The sequence below is a fragment of the Pedobacter sp. 01N310 genome (assembly GCF_056399805.1).
This window is the reverse complement of the sequence record NZ_JBFTSB010000001.1, coordinates 593,766-609,412: the sequence shown is the minus strand read 5'-3', so window position 1 is coordinate 609,412 and position 15,647 is coordinate 593,766. Positions and strand designations below refer to the sequence as shown.

Annotated in this window: 18 protein-coding genes; 11 read left to right on the top strand and 7 right to left on the bottom strand. The window is 37.1% G+C overall.

The window, feature by feature from the left end:
• Positions 1 to 51 precede the first annotated feature (51 nt).
• Positions 52 to 717, top strand: coding sequence for a 2-C-methyl-D-erythritol 4-phosphate cytidylyltransferase (locus tag AC1DNH_RS02130; RefSeq protein ID WP_477583480.1), 666 nt, complete (start codon positions 52 to 54; stop codon positions 715 to 717).
• Positions 718 to 820: 103 nt separating this feature from the next.
• Here the strand turns inward: AC1DNH_RS02130 and AC1DNH_RS02125 are convergent, their stop codons facing one another.
• The 6 genes from AC1DNH_RS02125 to AC1DNH_RS02100 all read right to left on the bottom strand — a co-directional run bounded on the left by AC1DNH_RS02125 (position 821) and on the right by AC1DNH_RS02100 (position 3,964).
• The gene (locus AC1DNH_RS02125) at positions 821 to 979 is read right to left on the bottom strand and encodes a lmo0937 family membrane protein (protein WP_139180130.1); all 159 of its coding nucleotides are present in this window, start codon (positions 977 to 979) and stop codon (positions 821 to 823) included.
• 166 nt (positions 980 to 1,145) lie between these two features.
• On the bottom strand, positions 1,146 to 1,367 hold the full coding sequence (locus tag AC1DNH_RS02120) for a DUF2795 domain-containing protein (RefSeq protein WP_010603503.1): 222 nt from the start codon (positions 1,365 to 1,367) through the stop codon (positions 1,146 to 1,148).
• A gap of 85 nt (positions 1,368 to 1,452) precedes the next feature.
• A complete protein-coding gene (locus AC1DNH_RS02115; protein WP_477583482.1) occupies positions 1,453 to 2,001 on the bottom strand; it encodes a cob(I)yrinic acid a,c-diamide adenosyltransferase in 549 nt (182 codons plus the stop codon).
• Between the two features lie 72 nt (positions 2,002 to 2,073).
• Entirely contained in the window at positions 2,074 to 2,832 is a 759-nt protein-coding gene (locus AC1DNH_RS02110; RefSeq protein ID WP_477583484.1) for an ABC transporter ATP-binding protein, read from the bottom strand.
• 113 nt (positions 2,833 to 2,945) lie between these two features.
• Entirely contained in the window at positions 2,946 to 3,236 is a 291-nt protein-coding gene (gene gatC / locus AC1DNH_RS02105) for an Asp-tRNA(Asn)/Glu-tRNA(Gln) amidotransferase subunit GatC (RefSeq protein ID WP_029278731.1), read from the bottom strand.
• 2 nt (positions 3,237 to 3,238) lie between these two features.
• Positions 3,239 to 3,964: a lysophospholipid acyltransferase family protein gene (locus AC1DNH_RS02100; RefSeq protein WP_477625122.1), complete on the bottom strand. Its 726-nt coding sequence runs from the start codon at positions 3,962 to 3,964 to the stop codon at positions 3,239 to 3,241.
• A 730-nt stretch (positions 3,965 to 4,694) separates the two neighbouring features.
• Between AC1DNH_RS02100 and trpS the strand changes: the two genes are divergently transcribed.
• From trpS to kdsB, 4 genes are all read left to right on the top strand, one after another.
• Positions 4,695 to 5,693 (top strand): tryptophan--tRNA ligase, encoded by a 999-nt coding sequence (gene trpS / locus AC1DNH_RS02095; protein ID WP_131031177.1) that lies wholly within the window; start codon positions 4,695 to 4,697, stop codon positions 5,691 to 5,693.
• Between the two features lie 118 nt (positions 5,694 to 5,811).
• The gene (locus tag AC1DNH_RS02090; protein ID WP_025144984.1) at positions 5,812 to 6,426 is read left to right on the top strand and encodes a deoxynucleoside kinase; all 615 of its coding nucleotides are present in this window, start codon (positions 5,812 to 5,814) and stop codon (positions 6,424 to 6,426) included.
• 14 nt (positions 6,427 to 6,440) lie between these two features.
• Positions 6,441 to 6,641, top strand: a complete 201-nt coding sequence (locus tag AC1DNH_RS02085) for a DUF5808 domain-containing protein (RefSeq protein ID WP_477583517.1) — start codon at positions 6,441 to 6,443, stop codon at positions 6,639 to 6,641.
• A gap of 1 nt (position 6,642) precedes the next feature.
• Positions 6,643 to 7,398: a 3-deoxy-manno-octulosonate cytidylyltransferase gene (gene kdsB, locus AC1DNH_RS02080; protein ID WP_215127599.1), complete on the top strand. Its 756-nt coding sequence runs from the start codon at positions 6,643 to 6,645 to the stop codon at positions 7,396 to 7,398.
• 68 nt (positions 7,399 to 7,466) lie between these two features.
• Here the strand turns inward: kdsB and AC1DNH_RS02075 are convergent, their stop codons facing one another.
• Positions 7,467 to 8,420: a bifunctional helix-turn-helix transcriptional regulator/GNAT family N-acetyltransferase gene (locus AC1DNH_RS02075; RefSeq protein WP_477583518.1), complete on the bottom strand. Its 954-nt coding sequence runs from the start codon at positions 8,418 to 8,420 to the stop codon at positions 7,467 to 7,469.
• A 106-nt stretch (positions 8,421 to 8,526) separates the two neighbouring features.
• On the opposite strand from AC1DNH_RS02075, the gene AC1DNH_RS02070 reads away from it, so the two are divergent.
• The 6 genes from AC1DNH_RS02070 (at position 8,527) to AC1DNH_RS02045 (ending at position 15,642) form a co-directional block, all read left to right on the top strand.
• Positions 8,527 to 9,096, top strand: a complete 570-nt coding sequence (locus tag AC1DNH_RS02070; protein ID WP_477625121.1) for a DUF3575 domain-containing protein — start codon at positions 8,527 to 8,529, stop codon at positions 9,094 to 9,096.
• A gap of 59 nt (positions 9,097 to 9,155) precedes the next feature.
• Positions 9,156 to 9,698, top strand: a complete 543-nt coding sequence (locus AC1DNH_RS02065) for a hypothetical protein (RefSeq protein ID WP_215127606.1) — start codon at positions 9,156 to 9,158, stop codon at positions 9,696 to 9,698.
• A 30-nt stretch (positions 9,699 to 9,728) separates the two neighbouring features.
• Entirely contained in the window at positions 9,729 to 10,067 is a 339-nt protein-coding gene (locus tag AC1DNH_RS02060; protein ID WP_477586008.1) for a hypothetical protein, read from the top strand.
• Positions 10,068 to 10,318: 251 nt separating this feature from the next.
• Entirely contained in the window at positions 10,319 to 13,096 is a 2,778-nt protein-coding gene (locus AC1DNH_RS02055) for an outer membrane beta-barrel protein (RefSeq protein WP_477625120.1), read from the top strand.
• A 6-nt stretch (positions 13,097 to 13,102) separates the two neighbouring features.
• A complete protein-coding gene (locus AC1DNH_RS02050; RefSeq protein WP_477584107.1) occupies positions 13,103 to 13,864 on the top strand; it encodes a GLPGLI family protein in 762 nt (253 codons plus the stop codon).
• Between the two features lie 161 nt (positions 13,865 to 14,025).
• Positions 14,026 to 15,642 carry a CTP synthase gene (locus AC1DNH_RS02045; RefSeq protein ID WP_029274708.1) on the top strand — a complete coding sequence of 539 codons (1,617 nt, stop codon included), beginning with the start codon at positions 14,026 to 14,028 and terminating at the stop codon, positions 15,640 to 15,642.
• The last annotated feature ends 5 nt before the right edge of the window (positions 15,643 to 15,647 follow it).

Sequence of the window (15,647 nt, the reverse complement as noted above, 5' to 3'; positions counted from 1 at the left end):
TGAGTTAAACCAAGTCTCATATCTCAAATCTATAATCTCACATCTTAAAACATGAAATACTACGCTATAATTGTAGCAGGCGGTTCTGGCAATCGGATGCAAACGGAAACCCCAAAACAATTTCTACTGCTCAAAAACCTTCCGGTTTTGATGCATACCATAAAAGCTTTTGCACAAAGTGATACCCAACCTAAAATTTTATTGGTTCTAAACAAAGATCAACAAGCTTACTGGACTCGGTTATGTGAGGAATTTAATTTCCATGTACCACACCAGGTTATCGATGGCGGCACGGAGCGTTTTCACTCTGTGAAAAATGCAATCCATGCTATCGAAGAAGAAAGTTATGTTGCCATTCACGATGCCGTTCGTCCGCTCGTTTCCAAATCTCTTATCGACAACTGTTTTAATGAAGCTGAGCTACAGGGAAACGTTATTGCAGCCGTACAATCAAGCGATAGCGTACGCTTGCTTAGAGACGATAAAACAGCGGCATTAAAACGCGATGAGATCTATTTAGTACAAACGCCACAAACTTTTAGCCTTAGCATTCTTAAAGAAGCTTACAACCAAGAGTTCGACGCTCATTTTACAGATGACGCAAGCGTGGTAGAATCTATTGGTTATGAGATTAATATCATCGAAGGAGAAAGAGGAAATATTAAAATTACCTATCCTATTGATCTTGAACTTGCCGAATTGTTGTTAAAAAATTAAAAATATAAAAAGGAGTTTCAAAAATGAAACTCCTTTTTTAATCCATCCATTTCAAAGCGTCCCCTACTTCTAAACCAATGAATATCGGTGCGATATATTTTTTTTACGCTGCCCGTCCAATTACTTTAAGCAGAATTGCAATAACTGCGATTACCAATAAAACGTGGATTATACCGCCAACGTCTCCGAAGCCGTGAAATATAAATCCGATCACCCAGAGTATTACCAATACTACTGCGACTAAATACAATAAATTTCCCATAGTGTTAATTTTTTAGCAATGTTATATTATTGGTGTATTAACACTTGGCTTTTCACTTTTGTTTAAAAAATGTAATTATTTTATCGGTATGACGAATAGTATGGGAAATGAAAGCATAAAAAAAACCTCCCAGTTTAGCTGGAAGGTTTTTTATAGTTTCTAATGTTTAGTATTCGTCCTCGTTAAAGAAGAAATCTTCTTTAGTTGGGTAATCTGGCCAAATTTCCTCAATGGTTTCATAAGGTTCGCCATCATCTTCTAATGCCTGTAAGTTTTCAATTACTTCTACTGGGGCACCAGAGCGGATACCATAATCAATTAATTCGTCTTTAGTTGCAGGCCATGGTGCGTCTTCCAAGTGCGATGCTAATTCTAATGTCCAATACATATCGTCAATTCAATTAAATTCTTGTTCTTATTATTGCGCAAAGTATATTAAAATTTTTGAGCAAAACAAACTTATTTTTCCACTATTAAACCCGCGGAATCCAAATATTTTCTTCCGTCTTAAAATACACGGTCAGTTTTCGTGCCAAAACGAATAAATAATCGCTTAAACGATTCAAATAAACTGTTACACGCTCATCTACAAAGCTATTTTCTGCAAGTTCAACTGTGAGTCGTTCTGCCCTTCTACAAACACATCTAGCAATATGGCAGTAAGAAACGACAGTATTTCCGCCAGGTAAAACAAAATGTTTTAAAGCAGGCAGCTTTTCGTTCATCAGATCCATCTCATTTTCCAACAAGGTAATATCAGTATCGTGCAGATCGGGGATCTTCATTTTAGATGTTTCAGGGTCTGCTGCAAGCGATGAACCAATAGTAAATAACCTATCCTGAATTTCTTTTAATAGCTTCTGGTCGTGCGCCTCAATATCCTGGCACATAATTAAACCTATGTGCGAATTTAACTCGTCAACAGTTCCATAGGTTTCGATACGTAAATGATATTTAGGTACACGGGTACCACCAATGAGTGATGTTTTGCCCTTATCGCCAGTTTTAGTGTAGATTTTCATTTAGAAAGGTTGAAGGTAAAAGGTAGAAGGTTTAGGGTAAAACCTTACGCCTTAAACCTTATACCTTAAGCCTTAATTAATTTTCTCCCAATCGCTGCCAGTATCATTCAAAGCCTGTAAACGTGGAGATACATTTTTTACATCTGTATTTAAATAATCGTTTTCAATCAAGCCATCACGCATACGTACAATACGGTGAGCATGCTGCGCAATATCTTCCTCGTGCGTAACCAGAATAATGGTGTTTCCTTTACTGTGGATTTCTTCAAGCAGGCCCATTATTTCAATTGATGTTTTGGTATCTAAGTTACCTGTTGGCTCATCGGCCAAAATAATAGATGGATTATTGATCAAAGCCCTGGCTACGGCCACACGTTGACGTTGACCGCCCGATAGTTCATTTGGCTTATGATCCATACGATTGCCTAAGCCTACATTTTCTAATGCTTTAGCTGCTCTTGCATCCCTGTCCTTTTTACTTGTTCCAGCATAAATTAAAGGTAAGGCAACATTATCTAAAGATGTTGAACGTGGCAATAAGTTAAAGGTTTGAAAAACGAAGCCGATTTCCTGGTTGCGCACTTCTGCCAAGGCATCATCACTCATGTGACTCACATTGGTTCCATTTAAAACATAGGTTCCGCTTGAGGGTGTATCTAAACAGCCTAAAATATTCATCAGGGTTGATTTACCGGAACCAGATGGGCCCATCAATGCTACGAATTCGCCTTTATTAATATCTAAAGAAACTGATTTTAAAGCGTGAATCACTTCAGATCCAATAACATATTTACGGCCAATTTCTTTTATAGTGATGAGTGGTTTCTCCATGTTTTTTCTTTTTTAGACAAGCGTAAAGGGTAAGATGTTACAAGAGGGTTAAAAATTACTGCACAAATGTTAATCTTAAAGATGCTGAATTAATCAGCATGACGATTACACCATTATTTCTCAATAATTTTTGGTACCATAAAAAATTGGTCGGTATGCTTTGCTGCATTTTTCAAACCATCAGCTGTAGCTATTTCCTGCTTAACCACATCTTCCCTCCAAACATTAACCGATTCGTTCATATAAACCAATGGTTTCACGTTTGAAGTATCCAGTTCATTTAACTTTTCCATGAATGACAAAATTTTGTTCATTTCAGGGATCAGTGTATCGACCTGTTTTTCATCAATATGAATTCTGGCCAGATCGGCTATTTTATGGATGGTTTTTGCGTCTAAGTTCATATTTATACTAACTTGCTATCAATCAATCTGTAAACCTTTTCTTTCAGTACATCAGAATCAACATCTGCCAAAGTTGATGTATTTATGGGTTTGTGGACGTAAATATCGCAAATTCCTGGCTTACTTCCATACTTTGCTCCATCATCCCAATTAATTTTCCAAACATTGGTAATACTCACAGGTACGAGCGGTATATTTTTATCGATAGCCAGGCGGAACGGACCATTTTTAAACTCACCCAACTTTGGTGGGTAATGGTCGTCTATTTTACCTTCCGGAAAAATAATCAGGCTCATCCCCTTTTCTAGGTTTTCGCCAGCTTTTTTAAATGCTTTAAAAGCCGAAATCTTACTGTCGCGGTTTACAGAAATATCGATGGTTTTAAAAAAAATGCCTAATACGGGATTATTCAACAATTCGTCCTTTCCCATAAAATGGAATTTACCATGCCCCATGATACAGAAAATCATAATATCCAGGTTAGAGGTGTGGTTTGCGCAATAGATGTAAGTTTGTTTGGGATTTAGCTTTTCTTCATATTGATAACAAAAAAAAACACCTGAAAACAAACTGCACAAAAAACTGTTGGCTTTTCTGAAAAAATTGAGCGTACTGTAGTACTTCTCATTACGTGAGGTAATGTAATATATTGGATAGAACAGAGCGAAAAAAAACAGTATCCAGAATAGAAACCATATCCGGTGTACTTGTCTTAGAAGATAAATCATAGATAACCAAAAATATAAAATAGTTTGATATTTCAAACAACTGATTGCATTGGGCTAAGATTATGGTTGTATTATACCAAGCACTGGCGAAACCCGTTCTAAAGATCTCTCCGCTACATTACACTCCGATCGAGATGACGAAAAAAATAGTGAGATGACGAAAGGTACTTCTCCACGGTTCCGTCCCCGCAAAAACCGCTGTTGGTAAACCTTATTGAAGTGTAAAGCCCGGAGCACAGCGAGGACTTGCAACGGAAAGAAGGACTGTAGCTCCCGATGAAATACCGGCTTTCATTTTCAAATTATGGTTATATTGCTCGCTGTGGTTGTTGCGGCACCAGCGCTAGGAAAAGATCTCTCCGCTACGTTACACTCCGATCGAGATGACGAAAAAAATAGTGAGAGATAACGATCGAAAAGGTACTTCTCCGCAGTTCCGTCCTTGCAAAAATCACTGTCAATAAACCTTATTGAAGTGTAAAGCCCAGAGCGCAGCAAGGAATATAACGGAAAGAAGGACTACAGCCTCCGATGAAATACCTGCTTTCATCTTCAAATTATGAGGATGCAGCTTTTTGGTCGATGAGAGGTCAACCACTAGGAAAATAAAAATTTCAGCTTATAGATCTCTCCGCTTCGGTAGAGATGACGACGACACTAAAAAAATCTTACCATTAAAATTGAAGCGATTTATGATTTGCTTGTATTTTATTTTTAATTTCGTGCCATTATGAAAGAAACAGTGGTGAGTGGTATCCGCTCAACAGGAAAATTACATTTGGGTAATTATTATGGTGCAGTTAAAAACTTCGTTCAAATGCAGAACGACTACAATTGCTACTTTTTTATCGCCGATTTACACTCTTTAACTACACATCCTACTCCAGCCGATTTACATGGAAATATTAAACATGTTTTGGTTGAATATCTGGCCAGTGGAATTGACCCAGAAAATAGTACCATTTATATACAAAGTGATGTTCCGGAAATTGCAGAGCTTTATCTATACTTAAATATGAACGCTTATATGGGTGAATTAGAGCGCAGCACATCTTTTAAAGATAAAGTGCGTGCCAACCCAGATAACGTAAATGCAGGTTTATTAACCTATCCCGTATTAATGGCCGCCGATATTTTAATCCACAAAGCTACTAAAGTACCTGTTGGAAAAGATCAGGAGCAACATTTGGAAATGGCGCGTACTTTCGGGAACCGTTTCAACAGGTTATACAATACAGAATATTTTCCTGAACCTTACGCTTTTAGCTACTCTGACAAACTGGTTAAAGTACCTGGTTTAGATGGTAAAGGCAAAATGGGTAAATCAGAAGGCGAAGCCAATGCAGTTTACCTATCTGATGACCCTGAAACCATTCGTAAAAAAGTAATGAGAGCAGTTAGTGACGGTGGCCCAACGGAAGAAAACCAACCAAAACCTGAACCTATTCAGAATCTTTTTGATTTAATGAAAGTGGTTTCGAGTGCGGATACACTTGCACATTTTGAAGATTTATATAGCAAAATGCAGATCCGTTACGGCGATTTCAAAAAACAGTTGGCAGAAGATATGATTATTACGACTGCACCTATGCGTGAGCGTATTTTGGATATTGCCAAAAATGATTCATATTTAAGGCAGGTAGCCAAACATGGTGCATTAAAGGCCCGCGAAAGCGCGCAAAAAACCATCAGAGAGGTTCGCAGTTTAATCGGGTTTAAAAGTTTTTAATAATTTTAATAGATTTGAGATATGAGAAACTAGATTTGAGATATTAGATTTGAGATTAATTCTCAGTCGCATATCTCGAATCTCAAATCTCATATCTCAAATCTCCAATCTAAAGAAAATGCACATAGCAATTGTAGGAAATATAGGTGCCGGTAAAACTACCTTAACAGGTTTATTAGCCAAGAATTATGGATGGGAAGCTTTATACGAGGCTGTGGACAATAACCCTTATCTGGAAGATTTTTACAGCGACATGAAACGTTGGAGCTTTAATCTTCAGATTTATTTCCTAAACAGTCGTTTTCAGCAAATTACCGACATTGAAGTAAATAAACGCAACGTAATCCAGGATAGGACCATTTATGAAGACGCACATATTTTTGCAGAAAACCTGCATGATATGGCATTAATGACCACCCGCGATCATGATAATTACAGGGCTATTTTTGATAACATTACCTCTTTTATTAAACCACCCGATTTATTGGTTTACCTGCGTGCATCGGTACCTACATTGGTTAATAATATCCAACGTCGTGGCCGTGAGTACGAAGCAGGCATCCGTATCGATTACCTGTCTAAACTGAACGAAAAATACGAAGCCTGGATTAAGGGTTATAACCTGGGGAAATTACTGATTTTGGATAAAGATAAATTAGATTTCACCAACAACCCAGAAGATCTAGGTACGGTAATTCAATCTATTGAGGCGGAGATTAACGGTTTATTTTAATCTGAACGAATAAGGTGGGCAAAGATTTTCAGCACGAAAACCCATTAAACTGGAAATGGGGAATTATTTATTTCAATAAATCAGATTCCAGGGTTTTGGTTCCCAAGCGCAATAAAATTTTGGGCTGGACATTTAACTTTGCTCATCCAATTTCTTATGTAGTTATGGCGCTTATTATTGGTGCGGTTGTCTTATTAAGAACTTTAAATAAATAGTATGTCTAAAATTATCGGAATTATTCCTGCACGATATGCCTCTACCCGTTTTCCGGGAAAGCCTTTAGTAGATATTGCCGGAAAAACCATGATCCAAAGGGTTTACGAGCAAGCATCGAAAGCCGAAAGCTTATCGAAAGTAGTAATTGCCACCGATGATGTACGGATTGCCGATGAAGTAAAACGGTTTGGTGGGGAATTTATCTTTACCTCAACTAATCACCAAAGCGGAACTGATAGATGCGCTGAAGTGATTGAAACTTTACCTGGGTACGATATTGTGATCAACATCCAGGGTGATGAACCATTTATCGAACCTGCTCAGATTGAATTACTGGCAAGCTGCTTTACTGAAGAAAAAGTACAGTTAGCAACATTAATCAAATCTATCCAGAGTCAGGAAAGTGTATACAATCCCAATAGTCCTAAAGTGGTGATCGATGTAAACGGTCGCGCCATGTATTTTAGCCGTAGCCCAATTCCTTTTATCAGAAATGGAGAACCAGGTGTATGGGCAGAAAAGCATCAGTTTTACAAGCACATCGGAATTTACGGTTACCGCACAGAATCGTTAAAAGCCATTACCAAATTACCACCATCTTCTTTAGAAATTGCCGAAAGCTTAGAACAACTTCGCTGGATCGAAAATGGATTTTATATCCAAACAAAAGTAACTGACTTAGAAACAGTTGCAATAGATACACCAGAAGACTTATTAAAACTGAATAAATTGCTTAAGGCTTTGAAACTAGACTAAGTTCCATTTAAACATTGGTTATAAGTTTAGAGTTTAGAGGTTAGCGCTACCCCCCTAAACACTAAGCTCTACCTAATCACCAGTTCCATCTGAATATTACATCGCGTGTACGGTGTGGGCTTACCTGCCACTTTTTGGAAACCCAGTTTATGGTAAAGGTTTATGGCTGGTTTTAAAATGGTATTGCTCTCCAAATAAATTTTAGATGCGCCTAACGATCTTGCCTTATCAATAATGGCATTTGCCAATAGAAAGCCCACATTTTTTCCTTGTGTTTTTGGCGATACCGCCATTTTGGCCAGTTCAAAATCATATTCGCCATCATACATCTTAATTAGTGCACAAACACCCAAAGGCTCACCTTCGTAAAGAGCAACCAATATAAAACCTCCTTTATCTAAAATATAACCCTGCGGATTATCCAAAGCTTTATAATCAGATTCTTCCATGGTAAAATACTGTGAAATCCACTCTACATTTAGCGACCTGAATATTTCCTGGTATTTGGGCTGGTAATCTACAATCTCAATCTTTAAGCTATCTCTTTCTTTTTTCTTTTCAATTACTCTTCTCAACAAGGTTTTTTGCTCCAATAAAAACTCCCACTCGCCTATTGCTTCCCAAAGTTTATTTTGTGATTGGCCCGAAATCTCTTCAATGGCAGCATTTACATCGATTAGCTGATCTTCAATTTTTTTAGAGATCTCTAAACCTGCAGGAGAAAGGCTCACCACATTCCTTCGTCCATCGGTTTTATCTTTTCCCTCTTTAACGTAACCCTTTTTTAGCATTTCGCTAATGATTTTACTCACCGATGGATGAGAATGGCCAATATCTTTAGCCAGTTCGGTAATTGTTTTTTCTTTCTCTTGTGCCAAAGCATAAAACACAGGAAACCACTTAGGTTGCATATCAATATTATACAACTTATAAATCTGCGATGCGTCTTCAGTTACTTTATCGGTTAGCATTCTTAACCTGCTACCTATAGCTACTTTACCAGTTTCTTCGAAAAAATTCATAATAATAATTAATTACGTAATCAGTTACGTAAATATAAGAACTAAATTTTGGTTTGCAACAGTTTTAATTGCTTGAGGCTAATATTTTAGTATTTTCGTCCTTATTATGAAAAAGAAAACGCTCCTATTTATATTCATTTTATGTGCCTATTCCAGCTTTGCACAAGATGAACCTGGCTTAACGATAAAGACAAACATTTTGAATTTAGTAGCCAAAAGGCCTACAATAGCCATGGAAAAGACTTTTTCAAACCGCTATGGTTTAGAGCTCGCATACACCTCAGGCGAAATTAAAAATCTGGGCTACCGAGATTATCTCCATTACGAAGGCTTCTTACTTCGTGCAAAGAAATACATCCGCCCGATCAAAAAAAGAGAAGCCAATGCTTTTTATGGCGTTTATTTCGGAAACCTCGATAAAACTGCTGTCTCGCATCGCTCCGTTGATGAAACCGGTATTTTCAGCTGGGGCCGAAACAGGGATTTTAGTGCAGGTTCTTTGCGTTACGGTGGAACATTTGGCGTATCATTTATTCCGGGAAAACATTTTCTTTTAGAGGGCTTAACAGGCTTAGGTTATGGAGATTATTATCATGTTCAAAATAATTTAAAGAATAGGCTCCCAGGTGGTTATTTCGACTTTCAATTGTGGTTATCTATCGGCTATTCCTTTTAAATTAAGGGATATCATAAAATATGGACATGAACTAAAACATAAAATTTGTAGTTTTGAATATGAGAAATATACCGCTCTTTGTTGCTATCTGTCTGTTAGCGCTCGTTGCCTGTAATTCGAACAGCAAAAAGGAAACCAATGCCATTGAGTTTAAAAATGTTAACCAGCGCCTCGCCAAATCTTTTTCTGATTTAAAACGTTTGGACACTTTTAAGATCGAACTTACTGGTAGAAAACCCGAAGAAATGGTATTGAATTTCACAATCAAAAACGCCGACGGAAAAGAAATTTACAATACCAAAATAAAAGGAACTGAATTATTGGGCAGTACCGATCCAAATGTTGATCTTTCAAAAGAAAAAGACCAGATTATTTTCTTAAAAACCATTGCTGATGATTTTTTTAGCGATGATAATTTTCTCGAACCTGCAGTAATGCCTGAGGATAAAGCCGATAATTATACACCTGACAAAGCCCTTTATGAGGAATTAAAAAAATCGGGATTAAATGGCTTTAAGTATCGTTTAGGAAAAGAGAACAACATTTACATTGCCTGGAGCGAGAAAGAGCAGAAAGTGAAGATTTATTATAACTGCTGTTAATAGATATAAATCAACGCCAGGAATTTAGAAATGAAAAGATCTGAATTTATTGCAAACCGATTAAGAGAAGTTTTATTAAATGGTTATTGGATTGTCCACACCAACTACCAGGCGGCCTGTTGGAAATTAAAGATCAGTATAGTTTTGACTGCCGCCAATGCAATCAGAAGAAGATTGGAAAAAGCTGTTGAAGAGTTTTTGGCTAATTCGGCAGCTTTCGCCGGTGAAGTAGCACAAATGCCAGATGAAAAATTAGATCAGGTATTTGTAAATGAAAGGTATGGCACCTATCTGCGTAAGCTAGAAGGTGTAATTGAGCACAGTTACTACCATTTTGGGCAGATTGTTCTGATCAAAAAAATGATTTAGCAGTAACAAAATAAATGTTGCTACTGATGGTGAAGCGTATCAATCTAAAATGCCCTCATTAAACGCATAACTTTTACTTCTTCCCCCCCCCGCCTCTTCTTTTTTAAAGATATTATTCTCCGCAAATCATGTGCTTATATTCTTTTTTAAATAAAAAAATTTTATTTTTATTTGCGATAACTAAATAAATAGTTGTATTTTCAGGCACTTAACCAAACGCACTATTTTATTAACGCTCCTTCAACACCTACATGCTCAAACAACTCTTCTCGGCTCTCATTTTTTCATTACTATTTTTTCCGGCACTGGCGCAAAATGCTAGTATAAAAGGCGTTGTGATTGATACCGTTGAAAAAATAAAATTACAGAACAGTTCTATCCTGCTAATAAGAAGTAAAGATTCCATTTTAGTTAAAGATGCACGGACCAAGGTTAACGGTGAATTCGAGTTTTCGAATTTAAAAAAAGGAAATTATACCCTGGTGGTCACTTTTCCGAGGATGGCCGATTATATTAGAGACATCCAATTGTCTGATTCATCAAAATTTAACCTGGGTAATATCGCGATGGATAGCAAAGCCACGCTTTTAAACGAAGTGGTAATTAAAGCCCAAAAGCAGGCCATTAGCATGAAGGGCGATACCATAACCTACCAGGCAGATAGTTTTGCGGTAAAACCACATGCTAATTTACAGGATTTATTAAGACGCTTACCTGGAATTGAGGTTGATAAAGATGGCGCCATAAAAGCTGGTGGAAAAGATGTAAATACACTTTTGGTTGATGGCGAAGAATTTTTTGGCGACGATCCACTTCTGGCCCAGAAATACCTGAAAGCCAATGCCGTTAGTGAAGTGCAGGTTTATGACAAAAAAACCAAAGAGGAAGAATTATCTGGTATAAAAGAAGGTGATGCCAAAGAGAAGGTAATGAACATCAAACTCAAGGAAAACGCCAAAAATGGGTATCTCAGCACCCTGGATGCCAATAGCGACCTTAAGCATTATAAAAATATAGGTGGCATGGCGGGCATTTATAAAAACAAATTAAAGGCCGCGGTTTTTGGCTCTAACTCCAATACCAATCAAGATTCGAAAGCCAGTGCTGCCATGAGCAAGCTAAAAGGCAATGATTATGATGTTATTGAAGTTGGCGATGACGGCAGTACAGTAATGATCAGCTATGGCGGCAGCCGTGATGAAGATGATTTTTCACCATCAAGCGGACTACCTGATGTAACGGGATATGGGGCGCATTTTTCTGACAAATGGAACGAAAACAAAGTTGGCCTAAAGCTCAATTATAAAGGCAGTGACAGAAACATATTGGACAGAACAACTTCTAAAAACCAGTCGTTACTGCCCAACGGAACGAATTTTTTTAGCGAAGGCAGCTCAAACAGCGAAACCAGAAATACCGGACAGAGTTTAAAAGGCAGTGTCGATATTAAATTAGATTCGCTTTCTACCTTAAAAATATCCTTTGCAGGTAGCAAACGCAAAAACAGCAGCCAGTATATCAGCAAGAACGAAACTAAAAATGACGCAGGGATATTTGTAAATAATAGTGATCAGTCTAATGATAGCAATGGCGACAACGACTTGTTTAACGGAAATATTAATTACGCTAAAAAGTTTGTAAAAAAAGGAAGAACACTCTCTATTGACATACAACCTGAAACCAAAAGCAGCACGAGTTTGGGCACCAGTTTAAGTGTAACCAATTACTATGATGGGAATGGAACAATCAACAGAACTGTCAACCAAAACTTTCTGAACGATAATTCGGGAAGTGAAAGCTCTCTTGGTACCAGAATATCATATACCGAACCTTTAGGCAAGCAATTTTCATTACAAACAGCATACAGCTTTAAAACAGTAACATCAAATAGCCATAAACTGGTATTCGATAAATCATTAAATAATAAACGAATCGATTCACTGAGCAACAATTTCGATTTCAATAATTTTTCGAACATTGGTAAAATTGTGTTGCAATACAGATCAAAGAAGTTCACGCTATCTGGTGGTGCGGAGGCTACCGAAACGACATTCGAGCTGAATGATCTGGACCGCAACAATAAATTTAACCGAAACTATTTAAACTGGGCCCCACAGAGTAACTTTAACTATAAACTTGGTAAAAACACCAGTGTATCATTAAACTACAATGGTAATACCCGACAGCCGAGTTTAGATCAGTTGCAACCTATCAGACAAATTAACAATCCACTTTACGAAATAAAAGGTAATCCAAATTTAAAACCATCTTTCAACAATAATTTTGGCTTTAATTTTAATACGTATCAGCAAAAGTCACAGATGTATGCGTATGTGTATGGTGGCTACAGCTTTACCAAAAATGCCGTTGTAAGCTCAAGAACAGTCGATGATGTGAATAAAACCATCAGCAGTTATATCAATTTAAATGGTAATAATAATTTTTACGCAGGTGCGAGTTTTAATAAAAGTTTTAGCAAAATCCACTTTAACGCAGGTTTAAATGCCAATTTCAATCATTCGAACTCCGTTTCAATCTTAAACAATAAGTTGAATGAGAATGTGAACAATAGCATTAATATACGTCCTCGTTTTAGCTATTATGGAGATAAAGTTCAAATCCAGTATAATCCATCGGTTACTTTTTCGAACAGCCGTTCGTCAATCGGTTCGATAAATAATGGTAAAAACTTTAGCCACAACCATGATATTTCTGGAAACATAGAACTTCCATACAATACAGAATTTAATACATCGATATCCTTGTCATATCAACCAGCAAATTCTTCTTTTAGCACACCAGTAAATATTGCCTTATGGAACGCTTATTTATCAAAAAAGATGCTCAAATCACAAGAATTAGAGCTTAAAGTATCCATTTCTGACATTCTAGCTGAAAAAATCGGCTATAATCGCTACGTGGGAGGCAATAACATCAGTGAATACACCAATAGCTTTATTCCGAGGTACGTCCTAATTGGCATCACCTATAATTTAACCGGAAACTTTGTTAAACAAGACAAAAAATAATTGAAGATGAAAAATTTAGGACTAACCATAATCTTGTTTTCTGCAGTTATAGTAGTGCGTGCACAAACTGTTTTCATCAAAAGTGCCAAAATAACTTTCGAGAAAAAGATCAATCAAAAACAGCAATTGGCATCAAACACCTGGATATCAGACGATGCCAGGGATAAAATGAGCAAATACAGGATTTCCAATTGGGATTATAGCTTTAACGACAGTAGCTCCATTTATAAGATTAAACCAAAAGAGACCTTGAACGACAATAATTTCTTCTTTATTGCTGGTGAGAATACAAATGAGCTGTATACCGACTTTAGCAAAAAAGCAAGAGTAATCAGAAAACCAATAAGAGGCGAAGATTTTATTTTAAAAGATACTATCCCCCATCTCAATTGGAAAATCATGCATGATGTACGCCAAATTGCAGGTTACGAATGCCGTAAAGCAATAGCAGTAATAAACGATTCGGTTACTGTAGTGGCTTTCTATAGTGAAGAAATTTTGTTAAAAGGTGGCCCTGAAGGATTTACAGGCTTACCTGGAATGATATTAGGCCTAGCCATACCTCGGTATAATACTACCTGGTTTGCCACCAAGGTTGAAGCTAAAAACGTTCCTATCTTTAACATTGCTCCTCCTGCAAAAGGTAAAAGAACCGATACCGAAAAAGATTTCAAAAAAATGATCGACCTCTATACCCGTTATGAGGATAAAAAGAACCCCAGAAAGATAGAAGACATTAAAAAAGAACTCTACACGCTGATACTTTAGGTGATCACCTTACCTAAAACAGTCACTATCAGAGATATAATATGGAGAAAAAATATTCTGGCAAGTATCTAATCGAGCGATAATTTTTTGTACCTTTGTATCCCGTACAAAAACAATTAACCAGGTCCAAAACACCTGGTTAATTCCACAAATTATCAATCATGACAAAGTATATTTTTGTTACGGGCGGTGTTACTTCCTCTTTAGGTAAGGGCATCATTTCCGCATCTTTAGCTAAACTTTTACAGGCACGTGGCTACCGTGTAACCATTCAAAAATTCGATCCGTACATTAATATCGATCCAGGAACTTTAAATCCATACGAACATGGCGAATGCTTTGTAACCGAAGATGGTGCTGAAACCGATCTGGATCTTGGTCATTATGAGCGTTTCCTTAACGTTCCAACATCACAGGCAAACAACATTACTACCGGCCGTATTTACCAGAATGTAATTAATAAAGAGCGTAAAGGTGAGTATCTGGGCAAAACAGTTCAGGTTGTACCCCACATTACCGACGAAATTAAACGCAACATGCGTATTTTAGGTGATAGCGGTGAATATGATATTATAATTACAGAACTTGGTGGAACTGTGGGTGATATCGAATCGTTACCATTTATTGAGGCTGTTCGTCAGTTTAAATGGGAAGAAGGCAGTACCAATGCTATTGTAATCCACTTAACCCTGGTGCCTTATTTAGCTGCTGCAGGTGAGTTAAAAACCAAGCCGACACAACACTCGGTTAAAGCTTTGTTGGAGTACGGAATACAGCCGGATATATTGGTTTGCAGAACCGAGCACCATATTAGCCCTGAGATCAGAAAAAAAATTGCTTTATTTTGTAACGTTAACATCAATGCCGTAGTCGAATCGATGGATGCATCTACTATTTATGATGTGCCATTGTTGATGTTAAAAGAACAATTGGATAAAACTGTTTTATCGAAATTAAAATTACCGACCAAAAGCGACCCTGATATGGAAAGCTGGAAAGACTTCCTGGGCCGTTTAAAAAATCCTACGGCAGAGGTTAAAATTGGTTTAATCGGTAAGTATGTAGAATTACCTGATGCTTATAAATCAATTATAGAATCTTTTGTACACGCAGGTTCGAAAAATGAATGTAAGGTTAAGGTAGAATATATACACTCTGAAGGCATTTTCCCTGATAATGTAAAAGATAAATTAGGTCACTTACAAGGCGTTTTAGTTGCACCAGGTTTTGGTAGCCGGGGTATTGAAGGTAAAATTGATGCTATAAAATATGTTCGCGAGAACAATATTCCTTTCTTCGGAATCTGCCTGGGTATGCAATGTGCTGTTATCGAATTTGGACGGAACGTTTTAGGTTTGAAAGATGCACATACTACAGAAATTGAGGAAAATGCTGCAAATCCGGTAATTAACATGATGGAAGAGCAGAAAAAAATAACAAATAAAGGTGGAACAATGCGTTTAGGCTCTTATCCTTGTGATATCAAAAAAGGAACAAAAGCTTTTTCTATTTACGGCAAATCACACATCAATGAGCGCCACCGTCACCGTTACGAATTTAACAATGCTTATTTAAAGCAATATGAAGATGCAGGAATGATTGCGTCAGGTATGAATCCGCAAACCAATTTAGTTGAAATTGTGGAGCTTAAAAATCATCCATTTTTCGTTGGCGGGCAGTTTCACCCAGAATTAAAATCAACAGTTGCTAATCCTCACCCACTTTTTGTTAAATTTGTCGCCGCTGCGATGGAGTTTGCGAAAAAGAAAACGAATTAAAAGCA